This window comes from Streptomyces sp. NPDC005576, from assembly GCF_042871745.1.
Taxonomy (GTDB): domain Bacteria; phylum Actinomycetota; class Actinomycetes; order Streptomycetales; family Streptomycetaceae; genus Streptomyces.
The window spans coordinates 39,506-54,293 of the sequence record NZ_JBIAJC010000009.1 but is presented as its reverse complement, the minus strand read 5'-3'; the positions used below and the strand labels follow the sequence as shown (position 1 = coordinate 54,293).

The 14,788-nt window shown below is 71.3% G+C and carries 13 protein-coding genes; 10 read left to right on the top strand and 3 right to left on the bottom strand.

Annotated elements, in window-relative coordinates; translation table 11 throughout:
• Positions 1-502: 502 nt before the first annotated feature.
• From ACFYPN_RS17430 to ACFYPN_RS17390, 9 genes are all read left to right on the top strand, one after another.
• Positions 503-1,738, top strand: a complete 1,236-nt coding sequence (locus ACFYPN_RS17430) for an ATP-binding protein (protein WP_389299086.1) — start codon at positions 503-505, stop codon at positions 1,736-1,738.
• The gene (locus ACFYPN_RS17425; protein WP_275493012.1) at positions 1,735-2,139 is read left to right on the top strand and encodes a roadblock/LC7 domain-containing protein; all 405 of its coding nucleotides are present in this window, start codon (positions 1,735-1,737) and stop codon (positions 2,137-2,139) included. The genes ACFYPN_RS17430 and ACFYPN_RS17425 overlap by 4 nt, the downstream gene beginning before the upstream one ends.
• The gene (locus ACFYPN_RS17420) at positions 2,136-2,510 is read left to right on the top strand and encodes a DUF742 domain-containing protein (RefSeq protein ID WP_358761400.1); all 375 of its coding nucleotides are present in this window, start codon (positions 2,136-2,138) and stop codon (positions 2,508-2,510) included. The genes ACFYPN_RS17425 and ACFYPN_RS17420 overlap by 4 nt, the downstream gene beginning before the upstream one ends.
• A complete protein-coding gene (locus tag ACFYPN_RS17415; protein WP_358761401.1) occupies positions 2,485-3,075 on the top strand; it encodes an ATP/GTP-binding protein in 591 nt (196 codons plus the stop codon). Before ACFYPN_RS17420 ends, ACFYPN_RS17415 begins: the two co-directional genes overlap by 26 nt.
• Positions 3,076-3,152: 77 nt before the next feature.
• Positions 3,153-4,544 carry a cytochrome P450 gene (locus ACFYPN_RS17410; RefSeq protein WP_358761402.1) on the top strand — a complete coding sequence of 464 codons (1,392 nt, stop codon included), beginning with the start codon at positions 3,153-3,155 and terminating at the stop codon, positions 4,542-4,544.
• A gap of 244 nt (positions 4,545-4,788) precedes the next feature.
• Positions 4,789-5,922 (top strand): cytochrome P450, encoded by a 1,134-nt coding sequence (locus tag ACFYPN_RS17405; protein ID WP_389299424.1) that lies wholly within the window; start codon positions 4,789-4,791, stop codon positions 5,920-5,922.
• Between the two features lie 10 nt (positions 5,923-5,932).
• Positions 5,933-6,748, top strand: a complete 816-nt coding sequence (locus tag ACFYPN_RS17400; protein WP_389299082.1) for an enoyl-CoA hydratase/isomerase family protein — start codon at positions 5,933-5,935, stop codon at positions 6,746-6,748.
• 53 nt (positions 6,749-6,801) lie between these two features.
• A complete protein-coding gene (locus ACFYPN_RS17395; protein WP_389299079.1) occupies positions 6,802-8,544 on the top strand; it encodes an NlpC/P60 family protein in 1,743 nt (580 codons plus the stop codon).
• 237 nt (positions 8,545-8,781) lie between these two features.
• Positions 8,782-9,159 (top strand): VOC family protein, encoded by a 378-nt coding sequence (locus ACFYPN_RS17390; RefSeq protein ID WP_358761406.1) that lies wholly within the window; start codon positions 8,782-8,784, stop codon positions 9,157-9,159.
• Positions 9,160-9,181: 22 nt separating this feature from the next.
• Here ACFYPN_RS17390 and ACFYPN_RS17385 read toward each other — a convergent pair whose 3' ends face one another.
• Positions 9,182-9,979 (bottom strand): peptidoglycan recognition protein, encoded by a 798-nt coding sequence (locus ACFYPN_RS17385; RefSeq protein ID WP_358761407.1) that lies wholly within the window; start codon positions 9,977-9,979, stop codon positions 9,182-9,184.
• 243 nt (positions 9,980-10,222) lie between these two features.
• On the opposite strand from ACFYPN_RS17385, the gene ACFYPN_RS17380 reads away from it, so the two are divergent.
• Complete coding sequence (locus ACFYPN_RS17380) at positions 10,223-12,508, top strand: MMPL family transporter (protein WP_358761408.1); 2,286 nt, start codon at positions 10,223-10,225, stop codon at positions 12,506-12,508.
• 85 nt (positions 12,509-12,593) lie between these two features.
• On the opposite strand, the gene ACFYPN_RS17375 is transcribed toward ACFYPN_RS17380, so the two are convergent.
• Positions 12,594-14,210, bottom strand: coding sequence for a DEAD/DEAH box helicase (locus ACFYPN_RS17375; protein WP_358761409.1), 1,617 nt, complete (start codon positions 14,208-14,210; stop codon positions 12,594-12,596).
• A gap of 280 nt (positions 14,211-14,490) precedes the next feature.
• Positions 14,491-14,694, bottom strand: coding sequence for a cold-shock protein (locus tag ACFYPN_RS17370; RefSeq protein ID WP_266706811.1), 204 nt, complete (start codon positions 14,692-14,694; stop codon positions 14,491-14,493).
• Positions 14,695-14,788: the final 94 nt, after the last annotated feature.

Below are 14,788 nucleotides of genomic sequence, written 5' to 3'. Positions count from 1 at the left end.
CGTGAAACCGGATCGCCATCCATTCACGGGATCTCCACACAGTCCCCACAATCTGCCAACCCGCCACCTCCCCCGCGCGCCACCACCCCCCACGGTCACACTCCGCCATCCCGCGGACACGTCGCGTTCGCCCCGCCGCACCCCCGTCATCCCTCGCGCGTCACCGACACACGTGTCACCACCGCACCGTTCGCCTCCGCGAACGGACATCCCCCCGCAGAGGGCGCGCATATGACGGTGGATCACAAATGCGCATATTCGGTCAGGACCGCGCAACTGGCGTTCATGAATTCACACTTACTTATGTGGCCCATGTAAGATCAACTGACTTCCAGTGGGCTGATGGCGTATAGGGGGCGTCCCGCAAGGGGTGACATCCTCGGCCCCTACTTCGGAGGGGCATTCCCTGCATGGCGCGGTCCAGGGCTCGTTGAGCCAGGGAATGCGGCAGGCACGGGGGCGTCAAGCCGTATCCGTAGCCATGGCACTTGAAGTGAGTCTCATGACATTTCCACAGGACGCTGTCCTCTGGGCACTGATGGTCGTAGCACTGGTCGCCGTAGGCGCCGTGCTGCGGGCTCGTAAAACCAACATCCGGCTGCGCAGGCAGACCTCCGAGCTCAGATCCGAGCGCGAAGGGCTGTGGCGGCAGCGCGACGAGTGGCAGGCCGCGCAGACCGGCCTCCTGCACCGGCACGCCGCCGAGCTGTCCGACGTCCGCAGGGACGCCGAGGAGGAGACCAAGGCCGTCCTCAAGGCGGCCGTGCGTACCCTCCAGGGCCTCGCCGACCAGCAGCAGGTCGTCATCGAGAAGGCGCAGACCAAGTACGGCGACGACCCGCAGATCCTGGCCGACCTCATGGCGATCGACCACGCCAACAGCCAGTTCGGCCGCCGGGCACAGGGCATCGCGGTGCTCTGCGGCGGCTGGCTCGGCCGCCGCGAGACCGTCGCCTCCGTCTTCGACGTGGCCCGCAGCGCCCAGGGCCGTATCCGGCACTTCGACCGGGTCCGGATCAACGGGCAAGTGAACTTCTCGGTGGTCAGCAGGGCCGTCGAACCGGTCGCCGTGGTCCTCGCCGAGCTGATGGCGAACGCCACCAACTACTCCGCCCCCGGTACCCCGGTCGAGATCAACATCCAGGCCGTGCCCTCGGGCGTCTGCCTCATCGTGGACGACGCCGGTCTCGGCATGGGCCAGGAGGAGAAGGACCGCGCCGGAGCCCTGCTCGACCCCCGTGCGGAGATCAGCGTCTCCAGCCTGGGCATTCCCCCTCAGTTCGGGTTCGCCGTCTCCGGCCTCCTGGCCGCCCGTTACGGGTTCAAGGTGTCGGTGGACTCCGTATCCCCCTACGGAGGTGTACGCGCGGTGGTTCTGCTCCCCGACGAGCTGCTGACCGGCGACGTGCCGCCGAGCCCCGCACCGGTCGCCCGCGGGACCTCGGCGCCGTCCGCGCCGTCGCTCCCGGTGCGCCCGGCCGCAGCCGCCCCGACCCCGCTGTTCCCCGACGCCGTACGGCACGAGCCGGCCGCTCCGGCGGCGGCACCGGCCACCACCGTCGGCGGCCTGCCCAAGCGCCGTCGTCAGAGCCCGGTCTCCGTCCTTCCCACGGCGGGAGCCGAACCGGCGCCCGCCGTGCGCAGCAACGAGGAGACGGCCTCCCGGCTCGGCGCGTTCCAGCGCGGCACCCGGTCCGGACGTGACACGACGACGATGGAAGGACCCGAGAACCAGTGAATCCCGACCTGTCGTGGGTACTCGACGACGTGCTCCAGGTACCAGGCGCCCGGCACGCGATCCTCGTGTCCGCCGACGGCCTGCTCCTCGCCAGCTCGGCCGACATCGGCCGTGACGACGCCGAGACCGTCGCCGCCGCCATGAGTTCGATGCAGTCGCTGAGCCGGGCCGTCGCCCCCTTCATCGGTACCCGGACGCCCGGCCAGTGGCGGCAGACGCTGCTGGAGTACGAGGACGGCTGGATCTTCCTCATAGCGGCGGGCAGCGGAGCCTACCTGGCCGCCGCGGCGGCTGCGGACGTGGACATGGAAGCGATGTCGTTCCGTATGCAGCAGCAGGTGGGCGCGGTCGGAAAGGCGATGACCACACCTCCTCGCCAGACGGCGGGAAGCGACGCATGACGGCCCGGGGCGAGGAAGAGGCCGTCTCCAGCGGATTCGTCCGTTCGTACGTCATCACCGGCGGGCGCGGTCTGCCCGACGCCGATGCACTCTCCCTCGTCACGCTCGTCACCATCGCGCCGGACCGGGAGATGCCCGCGCACGCGGGTCCCGAGGTCCGGGCGATCTGGGACCTGTGTTCCGGCGGCTACCTCTCGGTGGCGGAGGTGGCCGGTCACCTCCAGCAGCCCGTGGGAGTGGCCCGGCTCCTGCTCCAGGATTTAGCGGAACAGGGTCACCTCATGCGGCGCAAGGCGCCGCCGGCCGCCCAGCTCGTTGACCGGAAGATCCTCGAAGAGGTGTTGCATGGACTCCACGTCCGCTTCGGCTGAGAACATCTATGTGCCGGATGCGGTCCAGCGCGCGGCGAAGATCCTCGTCGTCGGACATTTCGCCGTGGGCAAGACGACGCTCATCGGCACCCTCTCCGAGATCACTCCGCTGCGGACCGAGGAGCGGATGACGCAGGCCGCCGCTCACCTGGACGACCTGCGGAGCGCGCCCGGGAAGGAGACGACGACGGTCGCGCTGGACTTCGGCCGTCTGACGCTCAGCGACGAGCTGGTGCTGTACCTGTTCGGTACCCCCGGGCAGCAGCGGTTCGTCCAGCTCTGGGAGGACATGGCCCGCGGTTCGCTCGGCGCGCTGCTGCTGATCGACCCGGGCCGGCTGGCCGACACCTTCCCGGTGATCGACCTGGTCGAGCGGTACGGCCTGGAGTACGCGGTCGCCGTGAACAGCTTCGACCCGGCCACGCAGCACAGCGAGGACGAGCTCCGCGAGGCACTCGACCTGCTGCCGGACACTCCGGTGATCCACTGCGACGCCCGTGACCAGAAGTCCTCGGCCCAGGCCCTGATCACGCTGGTGCAGCACCTGCTCGCCCGCGTCGCCTGACCCCGCCCCTCCGAGCCCCACCCCCCACGGGCCTGTTCCGGCCCGACCTCACACCGACTTCACACCGAGGAAGAGACATGGACCCGTCGCCGGGAGCCAACCCGCAGGGCGCCCCCTCCGGGTGCCCGATGCACCAGGGGCGGCAGACGTCGCTCTACGGCCCGGAGTTCGCGGCCGATCCGCATCGCGTGTACGAGGCGCTGCGCGCCCACGGCCCCGCGGCACCGATCGAGCTGGCCCCCGGTGTGGAGGCCACTCTCGTGGTCCAGCACGAGGCGGCGCTCCGGGTCCTGCAGAACCCGTCGCTCTTCGCGCGGGACTCCCGGCGGTGGGTGGCGCTGCGCGAGGGACAGGTTCCGCTCGACAGCCCGGTACTGCCGATGATGGCGTACCGGCCCAACTGCCTCTTCACGGACGGCACCGAGCACCTCCGGCTGCGCAAGGCGGTCACCGAGAGCCTCGCCCGGCTGAACCCCAGCCGGCTGCGGCGGGACGTGGAGCGCATCGGGGACTACCTCGTCGACCAGTTCATCGAGCGGGGCAGCGCCGACCTCCTCGGCGACTACGCGAAGCTGCTGCCGCTGCTGCTCTTCAACCAGCTCTTCGGCTGCCCCGGCGACATCGGCGACCGGCTGACCCGTGACATGTCCGCCATCTTCGACGGTGAGGACGTGCTGCGCGCCAACGCCCGCCTGACGGAGTGCCTGATGGAGCTCGTCTCCCTCAAGCGGCGGCAGCCGGGCGAGGACATCACCTCCTGGCTCATCCAGCACCCGGCCGGGCTCAGCGACGAGGAGCTGAAGGACCAGCTCGTCATGTTGATGGGCGCGGGCGTCGAGCCGGAGCGCAACCTGATAGCCAACGCCCTGCTCGCCATGTTGTCGGGCGACACGGGTCAGGGCCCCGGTCACCGCGGCGGTGGGCTCCTCGTCGAGGACGCCATCGATGGGGTGCTCTGGAACAACCCGCCGATCGCCAACTACGCGACACACTTCCCCGTTCAGGACGTCGACCTGAACGGCATGATCCTGCCGGCCGGTACGCCCGTCCTGATCAGCTTCGCCGCGGCCAACAGCGACCCGGACCTCAACGCCGCGCGCGAGACCATGGCGAAGGGCGCCCACCTCGCCTGGGGCGCCGGCCCGCACGTGTGCCCGGCGAAGTCCCCGGCCCAGCTGATCGCCCTCACCGCCATCGAGAAGGTGCTCAACTCCGTACCGGACATCGCTCTGGCGGTGCACCCGTCGGCCGTCGAGTGGCGGCCGGGGCCCTTCCACCGGGCGCTGGTCTCCCTGCCGGTGGTCTTCACCCCGACCGCGGCCCGTCACGGCGTGACGCATCATCAGGCGACCACGGCCCCACGCGTCTCGGCGGAACCCTCGCAGGTGACGCCCCGTCACCATGCTGCCGACACCACGAAGAAGAGCAAGGGTTGGTGGAGTTCATTCCTTGATGTCTTCCGGGTATGAATTGACCATTCTTGAGGCATATCCCTGTGACATGACCGACAATGATCGGCGCATGACCGGGATATGCCCACGGGTAGGTTCTGGGCGGTAACCAAGAGCCCAGGAATAGGAACTCTCCGTGAGCGCGAGCAGTGGCGCAGGCAAGCCCGTCGTCGACCGCCGGGCACTCGTGGCCCTTCTCCGGAAACTCAAATCACCGGAAGGGCAGGGAGATCCCTATCCCCTGCTCGCGGAATTGAGAGCCATGGGTGACGTGGTCCCCGCTCCCTGGGGCGGGTACTTCGTCACCGGCTTCGATTCCGCGAACCAGGTCCTCAAGGGGCGCGGCTGGCTGGCCCCCGACTTCGCCTGGCAGGAACGCCAGGAGGACGCCGGACGCTGGGACGCCGTCGCCACCCGGGAGATGACCAAGACCCTGGCTCGCCTCAACGCCCCGGAGCACACCTGCCAGCGCCGCAGCCTCGGCAACCTCTTCGACCGTACGACCATCGAGCGGCTCACCCCGCAGGTCGAGGAGCACGCCGGCCGACTGCTCGACGACCTCGCCGAGGCCCTCGAAGGCGGCGGCGAGGCCGACTTCGTCTCCCTGGTGAGCGACCGGCTCCCGATCTCCACCATCGGCGGCTGGCTCGGCATTCCCGCCGAGGACTACGACCACATCCTGGACATCACCCACAACCAGGTGCACGCCCAGGAGTTGCTGCCGACCCGCAGTGAACTTGCCGTCTCCGCCGACGCCACCGCGCACCTGCGGAAGTACTTCACCCAGCTCGTCCAGGAGCGCCGCGACCACCCCGCCCACGACGTCCTCACGGGCTGGATCCACACCTGGGACGCGATGGAACCGGACCGGGAGGCGGCCGACGAGATCCTCTACCGGCTCACCATGTTCGTCACCATCGCCTCCCTGGAGACCACCGCCACCCTGCTCTCCTCCCTCGTGTCGCTGCTCGCCGGCGACCCGGAGCGGTGGGCGGAACTGCGCGCGCACCCCGAGCGGATCGACGACGCGCTGGAGGAGGTGCTCCGCTACGACCCGCCGATACACATCAACACCCGGGTCGCCGCCGCGGAGACCGAACTCGCGGGCGTCACGATCCCCAAGGACGCCATGGTCCACGTCATGTACGGGGCGGCCAACCACGACCCGCGCCGCAACGCGGACCCGCACACCTTCGACATCGGGCGCCGGGGCAACCACCTCACCTTCGGCGGTGGCGTCCACTACTGCCTGGGCGCGGCCCTCGCCCGGCTGGAGGCCCGCTCCCTCCTCGTCCAGCTCCTCGACCGCTTCCCGGATCTCCGGGTCACCACCCCCGCCGCGTACGCCTCCCGGATGGTCTTCCGCCGTGTGACCTCGCTCGGCGTGACGATATGAATGTGACGACATGAAACTCCCGCTCTCCGACTTCCTCTCGCCCTACGGACGCCGCGCCGCCACCGTGCGCACGCATCGCGAGGGATCCGTCCTGCGGATCGAGCTGCACCGGCCCGACGAGGGGAACACGGTCAGCGAGGCGATGCTGGACGACCTGCTGACCGTCCTCGCCGTACCGGACCCCGGGGTACGCGTCCTCGTCCTGAGCGGAGCCGGGAAGGACTTCAGCCTCGGCGGCGACCGCAACGAGTTCGCCGACTGGCTCGACGAGGACCCCACGGGGAACGGCATCCGGATCGCCGCCGACAAGGCCCGCCGCGTCTGCGAAGCGCTCTCCGGCAACCCCGCGGTCACCGTCGCCCGCGTCCAGGGCAAGGTGATCGGCGCCGGCCTCGCCCTCGCCCTCGCCTGCGACCTGCGCGTCGGCGCCGACACCACCACCTTCCGCCTCCCCGAACTGGCCCTCGGCCTGCCCACCGCCTGGGGCGGCGTACTCCCCCGCCTGATCAACGAGGTCGGCGCCGCCCGCGCCCGCGAACTCATCCTCACCGGCCGCGCTTTCGACGCCCAGGAGGCGTACGAACTCTCCGTCCTCCAGAAGGTCGTCCCCGAGGCCGAACTCGACCGGGCCGTCAGCGAGTGGGTCAAGCCGGTCGTCCGCCGCCCGGAGTCGGCCCTCCGCGTGACCAAGGCCCTCTTCGCCTCGTACGCCGCCCCGACCCGGCTCGCCGACCCGTCCGTCCTGGACGCCGAACTCCTGGCCTCCGTCGCCGCCGCCCACCACTACGCCAGGAACAGCGGCACGCAAGAGGCGCGGGCGCGGTAGGCGGGGCACGGCAGGCGGGTTGCGGCAGGCGGTTCCCGGTGGATCATGGCCGCATGTCAACCACGTCCCGCCGCACCGTACTTGCCGCTCTCGCAGGCGCCGCCGCCGTCCCGCTCGGCGCCACGAGCGCCGCGGCCTCGCCCCCGTCCACGGTTCCGGCCACGTCGTCCGCCGCCTCCGCCTCGCTCGGCTCGCCCCGGTCCTCGGTCACGCTCGGGCCGATCGACCCCGCCTACTTCACCGACGTCTCCCTCGGCACCCTCACCACCGCGGTGGTGCCGGGCACGCCCGAGCGCCTGGAGGTCACCTCCGGCTCCCGGCGGATCGCCGTCCTGACCCGGGGCGCGCGCACCGTCGTCCTGGCGGGTCCCCGGCGCACCTTCACCGAGAACAAACAGCCCTTCGCCGACGACTTCCGGCGCACGCTCCCGGACCCGGATCTCCCGGTCGCGGACCGCGCGTACTGGGGAACCTCCCCCGCGGGCGGCAGCTGGTCCACGCTGGGACCCGTCGACACCGACTACTCGGTCGTCCCGGGAAGCGCGGCCATCGCCCTCACCACCGACTACGCCAGCCGTCACGCCACCCTGCGGGACGACGGGATCACCGACGTCGACGTCCGCTCGACCGCCGGATTCGACAAGGTGCCCACCGGCCAGGCGTGCTCCTACGCGTTGTCCTTCGGCTACCAGGACACCCACAACAACTACCGGGCCAGGCTCTCCTTCCTGACCACCGGCACCGTCGAACTGCGGGTCGAGAAGGAGGTCGCGGACACGGTCACCCAGCTGACCGCGGCCACCACGCTCGCCACCGGGGTTCCGGCCGGCACGGAGTGGACGGTACGGGTCCGCCGTGAAGGCGCCCGCATCCAGGTCAAGGCGTGGAGAACGGACACCGCCGAGCCCGCCGCCTGGGCCGCGGACGTCACGGACACCACCTTCGCCAAGGGCCGGGTCGGCCTGAGGGCACTGGCCAACCAGGGCTGCGCGAACCTGCCCGTGACCCTGGTGGTGAGCCGCTTCCAGGTCGACGCCGCGACCTGGCAGCAGCCTCCGACCGTCACCCACGACAGCTGGGTACGCGTCCTGACCGCGCCCTTCGACGGAAACTGGACGTCCGCCCTGGAGCAGACCGTCCGCCGCTGGGCGGGGTCCCCGGCCCCCGACGTCCTCTCCCACGCCGCCGCGTTCCTCCCCGGAGCCCCTCGCGTCACCACCTCCGCGACCCCGGCGACGGGCAGCCAGGTCATGGGCGAGGCCGGCTACGGCTATCTGGACCCGCGGGGGTACCGCTACGAGGGCGCCGACTTCCACGAGTACATGGGCATCGGCTGGACCTTCCCGGACGGCACCTCCACCGGACCGTCCACCCGGCAGGCAGGCAACCTCGACTGCTCCGGCTACACGCGCATGGTCTACGGCTACCACATGGGCGTTCCCGTGGCCGCCGGCGAGGACACCTCGCGGACCCGCATCCCGCGCCAGTCCCGGCACATGGCGGACTACACGCCCGGGACCCGGATCGACCGGACGGACGGCACGAACCCGCCCGCCGCCGAGCAACTCCAGCCCGGGGACCTCCTGCTGTTCAACGCCGACTCCGGCGACGACACGGTGACGGCCACCGTCGACCACGTCGGCATCTACCTCGGCCCGGACTCCGCCGGGAAGCGCAGGTTCCTCTCCAGCCGCAAGACCGGCAACGGCCCCACCATGTCCGACCTCGGCGGCGCCTCGCTCCTCGACGGCACCGGCACCTACGCGACGGCGCTCCACACGGTCCACCGCATCTGAGGCCGGCGGGCTCCGGAGAAGGGGGGTGGGTGCGGGGGCGGGTCGTCTCAGGCGGCGTACGGGTCTCGGATCGTGTGGCGTCGCCGGGCGGCCTCCCGCACGTCCACGGGAAAGCGGTCACCCGCCACGTAAGGGCGCCCCTTGGTCCGCCTTGTCGTCCTCACTGGAGTCGACTGAGCCGGCCTCCATCTCGAACAACCCCTGCGCACCGGCCCCACCCCGTGATCGGGTGGCCCCATGACTTCCGCGATACGTCACATCACCGTCGACTGCGCCGATCCGTACGAACTTGCGAGCTTCTGGGCCGCCGCGCTGGGCGGCGCACTGGCCGAGGACGACTTTCCGGGTGACCCCGAGGCGACGGTCACGGCCGCCGGACACGGGCTGCTCTTCATCGCGGTCGAGGACCACAAGACCGTCAAGAACCGGCTGCACCTCGACCTCCAGCCCCAGGACCGGACCCGCGACGAGGAGGTGGCCCGGCTGATCGGTCTCGGAGCCAGGCTCTACGAGGACCACCGCAAGCCCGGCGGCGCCGGGTGGGTGACGCTGCTCGATCCGGAGGGCAACGAGTTCTGCGTCGAGCGCAGCGCGGCGGAACGCGCCGAGAGCTGAGACCACCGAAGGCGCCTCACCCTCACCGCCCCGCGGCCTGTTTCCGCGCCGGCGTCCCGGCCGGGAGCAGGTCCGCGCTGCCGCTGACGGCCTTGCGGAGGGCGGCGGTCCGCTCGCGGATCTCGGGGAGCTTGGCGTACAGCGCGTCGCCGGGGCAGTCGGTGCCGTAGCTGTCGCGGTGGCCCGAGATGACGTGCAGGTCGGCGGAGTTGCCCTTGGGGTAGAGGCTCTCGCTGTTGGTGGAGACCAGGACGACCTCACCGCGCGGGTCGGTGCCGGGGCGCAGCTTCCACGCGGCGATGCGCTCGATGGCGTCGAGCATGGGCTGCGGTACGGGAGTGTCGGGGTCGGAGAAGGTGCCGAGGGCGGCTATCCCGACGGTGTCCGCGTTGAAGCCCTTGGTGTGGGCGCCGCGCACCGAGCGGGTGACTCCGCCGGCGCGGCCCTCGTAGATGGTGCCGCAGCGGTCGACGACGAAGTTGTAGCCGATGTCGTCCCAGCCCTCGTCGTTCACGTGGTCGGACTGGACCGCCCGCAGCATCTCCGGGGCGTCGTCGCAGTCGTACCGGTTGCCGTTGTTCGTGTGGTGGATGAAAACGGCCCGGGCGGCGCCGGTGTACTGCGCCTTCTCCTTCACGATCGATTCGTCGGCGTGCCAGTCGGCGCGGCTGACGATCCGGGGTTCGGCGGGCACCCGTATCCGTTCGGGGGCGACGGCGGCGGCGCGCTCGGGAGGGGCATGCCCGGCGGGGCCGTCCCTGAGTATCAGGAAGGCCAGCGTCAGGAGTACGGCTCCTACGGCCAGTCGGCGGGACCACATGAGGTCCACCCTGCGTCGCCCCGCCGGACTTCGCAGGAGGGCCGGGCAACCGGGTGACGCCGGGGCCGGGGCCGGACGCCGCCGCACCCCGGTGACCTGCACGGTCGTACGGGACGGAGCCGCCACGCCCACCCCTGTGCGGGCTTCTCCAGGTCTCATCACCCGTTCCCCCGCCTCCACGTGCCGTAGCCGCCCCGCCCCGCTTTCAATGACATGTCGTCCAGGAGGTTTCCAGGAGGCCCCATGCCGTCGTCGCAGGCCCGGCCGTCCGTCCCGTCCCCGCGCCGCGCCGGTTGGGCCGAGCGCCCCACCGGCGGGCTGCGGCGCCTCGGTGCGTGGTGCGCCCGGCACTCCGTGATCGTGCTGGTGGTGTGGGTGGTGGCGCTGGCCGGGCTCCAGGCGCTCGTCCACGCGTACGGCGGCGACTACTCCGACGACTTCTCGCTCCCCGGTACGCAGTCCCAGGACGGACTGAACGTCCTCGAGGCGCACGCGCCGTCCGCCGGCGGGTACAGCGGCCAGGTCGTCCTGCACGACGCGGACAAGCCCCTCACCGACCTCTCCGACCAGGTCTCCTCGGCGGTCGGCAGCCTCCAGAAGCTCCCCGACGTGCTCTCCGTCCAGAACCCGCTGCCACCGCCCGGCACCCGGCCGACCCCGCCGCCCACCGGGACCCCGGACACCGGACCGCTCTCCACGGACGGGAAGACCGCGTACATCACGGTCCGTTTCAGCGTGCAGCCCTCGACGCTCGGCCCGGCGTACCTGCACGGTGTGGACCAGGCGGTGCAGCCGCTGCGTTCGGCCGGGGTCCAGGTGGAGTACGGGGGTCCGCTCGGCGAACTCGCGCGCCCCGAGGCGAACGACCGCACCAGCGAGGCGATCGGTTTCGGCGTGGCGATCCTGGTGCTGCTGATCGGCTTCGGCAGCCTGCTCGCCGCTCTGTTGCCCCTGGTCACGGCGGTGTTCTGCGCGGTCTGCGGACTGGCGCTGCTGGGGCTGTCGGCATCGGTGTGGACGTTCGCGACGGTGTCGCCGACCCTCGCCACGATGATCGGCATCGGGGTCGGCATCGACTACGCGCTCTTCCTGGTCACCCGGCACCGGCAGAACCTCATCGGCGGGCAGCATCCGGCCACCGCCGCCGGGAACGCCGCCGCGACCAGCGGGCGGGCGGTGCTGCTCTCGGGCTGCACCGTGATCATCGCGCTCTCCGGGCTCTGGGTGTCCGGCATCGGATTCATCGGGAAGCTGGGGCTGGCGGCGGCCGTCACCGTGGTCACGGCGGTGCTCGGGGCGCTCACCCTCCTCCCCGCGCTCCTCGGGCTGATCGGCAGGCACATCGACCGGGTCAGGGTCCGTCCCCCGATCGCCGAGACGGCCGCGGCACCGGGCGCGACCGCGCACGGCGGGTGGCATCGGTACGCGGAGCGGGTGGAGCGGCGGCCCTGGTGGTTCCTGGCCGGCGGGGTGGTGGTGCTGGCGGTGCTCGCCCTCCCCCTGTTCTTCATCCGGTTGGGGCACATCGGCGACGGGGCCGACCCGAAGTCGTTCACCGACCGGCGGGCGTACGACCTGATGTCGTCCGCCTTCGGCCCCGGTTCGAACGGTCCGCTGACGCTGGTGATCGACGTGAGCGGCGTGGCGCAGGCGGACCGGGCGGCGCTCTCCTCGCAGGCGGGCAAGGCCCTCACCGGGGTCGCCGACGCCGCGACGATCACCCCGCTCACGGCCACCTCGGACGGGGACGTGCTGACCGCGACCGCGTACTCCGTCGCGGCCCCGCAGGACGAGCGGACCACCGCCCTCACCCGCGACCTGACCGACACCGTCCTGCCGGAGGCCGTGGCCGGCTACCCGGCGAAGACGTACGTCACCGGCACCACGGCGGCGCAGGTCGACTTCCTCGACATCGTCGCCGGCCGGTTGCCACTGATCATCCTGGTGGTGGTGGGGCTGGCGTTCCTGGTGATCCTGGTCGTCTTCCGGGGCCTGCTCGTCGCCGTGAAGGCGGCGGTCCTCAACGTGCTCTCGATCGCCGCCTCGTACGGGGTGGTGGTCGCCGTCTTCCAGTGGGGCTGGGGCGGCCCGGCGCTCGGCGTGTCGGGGGACGTGCCGATCGAGAGCTACGTCCCGATGATGATGTTCGCGATCGTCTTCGGGCTCAGCATGGACTACGAGATCTTCCTGCTCTCCCGCATCCACGAGGCATGGCTGCGCACCGGCGATCCCCGGGGGAGCGTGGCGCACGCGCTGGAGATCACCGCCCGGGTCATCACCTGCGCGGCGCTGATCATGGTGAGCGTCTTCGCGGCGTTCCTGATCAGCGACAACATCGTGGTGAAGATGCTGGGCCTGGGCCTCGCCGCCAGCGTGCTCATCGACGCCACCGTCGTACGGCTGCTGCTGGTGCCCGCCGTGATGACCCTGCTGGGCCGGGCCGCCTGGTGGACTCCCCGGTGGCTGGACCGCCTGCTGCCGCACCTGGACGTGGAGGGCACGGCCGGTACCGCCGCCCGGAAGACCTGACACCGCGCCCGCACGCACGAGCGCCCCCGCCCCCCGGTCACGAGGACCGGACGGGCGGGGGGCGCTCTTCGCAGGTGCGAGCTGCTTACGCGGCGCGGTTGGTGCGGCGCACCGCAGCGGCGGCGCGTGCCTCCGGCGTCGGCAGGTCGGTGCGGCGGGCCCGGCCGGTACCCGTGCGGGCACCGGCGCCCGGTCCCCGGCCGCGGCCCATGAAGGCACCGCCGCGGGACTTGCCGCCGGACTTCGGGCGCTCGGAGAGCGGGCTGGTGATGACCACCGGGACGCCGGACGGGGTCCGGGCGCCGGTGATCCGGCTCAGCTCGGCCTCGCCGGACCGGACCTGGGCGATCTGCGGGGTGATACCGGCGTCCTGCATCAGCCGGGTCATCTCGCGGCGCTGGTTGGGCAGCACCAGCGTGACGACGCTGCCGGACTCACCGGCGCGCGCGGTGCGCCCACCGCGGTGCAGGTAGTCCTTGTGGTCGCTCGGCGGGTCGACGTTCACGACGAGGTCGAGGTTGTCGACGTGGATGCCGCGCGCCGCGACGTTCGTGGCGACCAGCACGGTGACGTGCCCGGTCTTGAAGCGGTCCAGGGTGCGGGTGCGCTGCGGCTGCGACTTGCCGCCGTGCAGCGCGGCCGCCCGGACACCGCTGGCCAGCAGGTGGTCGGTGAGCCGGTCCACCGCGTGCTTGGTGTCCAGGAACATGATCACCCGGCCCTCGCGGGCGGCGATCTCCGTGGTGGTGGCGTACTTGTCGGCGCCCTGCACGTAGAGCACGTGGTGCTCCATCGTGGTGACGGCACCGGCGGCCGGGTCGACGGAGTGCACGACCGGGTCGTGCAGGTAGCGCCGGACCAGCAGGTCGACGTTCTTGTCGAGGGTGGCCGAGAAGAGCATCCGCTGCCCCTCCGGGTTCACCTGGTCGAGCAACTCGGTGACCTGCGGCATGAAGCCCATGTCGGCCATCTGGTCGGCCTCGTCGAGCACCGTGATGGTGACCCGGTCCAGCTTGCAGTCGCCGCGCTCGATGAGGTCCTTGAGCCGGCCCGGCGTGGCGACGACGACTTCGGCACCGCCGCGCAGCGCGCTGGCCTGGCGGCCGATCGACATGCCGCCGACGACGGTGGCGAGCCGCAGCTTCAGCGACCGGGCGTACGGGGTGAGCGCGTCGGTCACCTGCTGCGCCAGCTCGCGGGTGGGCACCAGGACCAGGGCGAGCGGTCGGCGGGCGTCCGCGCGGCGGCCTTCGGTACGGGCCAGCAGGGCGAGGCCGAAGGCCAGCGTCTTGCCGGAACCGGTGCGTCCCCGACCGAGGACGTCGCGTCCGGCGATCGAGTTGGGGAGGGTGGCCGCCTGAATCGGGAACGGCACGGTGACGCCCTCGGCGACGAGCGTCGCCTTCAGGGGCGCGGGCAGTTCCATGTCCTCGAATGCCTCGATCGCCGGGAGCCCCGGGTTGATCGTGACGGGCAGGGCGAACTCGCTCCTGCCGGCGGGCCTGCGGCTGCCCGAGCCACCGGAGCGGCGGGGCCCGCCGCCGGAGCCACCGGAGCCACCGGGACGGCCGCCGCCGGAGTACCGGGAGCCGCCGCCGAAGCCGGAGCCACCGCCGGAGCCACCACCGAAGGAGGGGGCGGAACCACCGGATCGGGTGCGGGAGAACCTGTCGTTCGAGCGGGGCGTGCGATCGCGGTTCATGCAGAACCTTCCTCGATGGGCACGTATCGAGGGATTCTCTGAGGACAGCGACGACCGAAAGGACGCCCAGAATCGCAAGAACGAGCCGATGAACGGATTACGTACAGAAACAGGAGATCCGGGAGCGGAACTCCTGTGGAAGAACGGGAAACGCCGGATGAATCAGGCGTGAAAGCGAACCGACCCGGGGACGACACCGTCCCGCACGGGCGGAAACGCCAACGAGCCGGGGCCCGCACCCCAAGGTGCGGGCCCCAGCTGCGTGGAACGTCTGGCGAGATCAGGCAGGAGTGATGTTCTCGGCCTGCGGGCCCTTCTGGCCCTGGGTGATGTCGAAGTTCACCTTCTGGCCCTCCTGCAGCTCGCGGAAGCCCTGGGCGGCAATGTTCGAGTAGTGGGCGAAGACGTCAGCGCCGCCACCGTCCTGCTCGATGAAGCCGAAGCCCTTTTCCGAGTTGAACCACTTCACGGTTCCAGTAGCCATGTCAGTCTCCTTGGGGGCGTAACCCGCGGATACGCACTGTGCGCACCCAACGTCGCCGTGATGATTACCCCGTCCGGGATGAGTACCGGAAATA

Excerpts from the sequence above, each read along its gene's own strand:
- ACFYPN_RS17430 (WP_389299086.1), top strand. The coding sequence starts at position 503 with ATGACATTTCCACAGGACGCTGTCCTCTGGGCACTGATGGTCGTAGCA.
- ACFYPN_RS17420 (WP_358761400.1), top strand. The coding sequence starts at position 2,136 with ATGACGGCCCGGGGCGAGGAAGAGGCCGTCTCCAGCGGATTCGTCCGT.
- ACFYPN_RS17415 (WP_358761401.1), top strand. The coding sequence starts at position 2,485 with ATGGACTCCACGTCCGCTTCGGCTGAGAACATCTATGTGCCGGATGCG.
- ACFYPN_RS17410 (WP_358761402.1), top strand. The coding sequence starts at position 3,153 with ATGGACCCGTCGCCGGGAGCCAACCCGCAGGGCGCCCCCTCCGGGTGC.
- ACFYPN_RS17405 (WP_389299424.1), top strand. The coding sequence starts at position 4,789 with ATGGGTGACGTGGTCCCCGCTCCCTGGGGCGGGTACTTCGTCACCGGC.
- ACFYPN_RS17400 (WP_389299082.1), top strand. The coding sequence starts at position 5,933 with ATGAAACTCCCGCTCTCCGACTTCCTCTCGCCCTACGGACGCCGCGCC.
- ACFYPN_RS17395 (WP_389299079.1), top strand. The coding sequence starts at position 6,802 with ATGTCAACCACGTCCCGCCGCACCGTACTTGCCGCTCTCGCAGGCGCC.
- ACFYPN_RS17390 (WP_358761406.1), top strand. The coding sequence starts at position 8,782 with ATGACTTCCGCGATACGTCACATCACCGTCGACTGCGCCGATCCGTAC.
- ACFYPN_RS17385 (WP_358761407.1), bottom strand. The coding sequence starts at position 9,979 with ATGTGGTCCCGCCGACTGGCCGTAGGAGCCGTACTCCTGACGCTGGCC.
- ACFYPN_RS17380 (WP_358761408.1), top strand. The coding sequence starts at position 10,223 with ATGCCGTCGTCGCAGGCCCGGCCGTCCGTCCCGTCCCCGCGCCGCGCC.
- ACFYPN_RS17375 (WP_358761409.1), bottom strand. The coding sequence starts at position 14,210 with ATGAACCGCGATCGCACGCCCCGCTCGAACGACAGGTTCTCCCGCACC.
- ACFYPN_RS17370 (WP_266706811.1), bottom strand. The coding sequence starts at position 14,694 with ATGGCTACTGGAACCGTGAAGTGGTTCAACTCGGAAAAGGGCTTCGGC.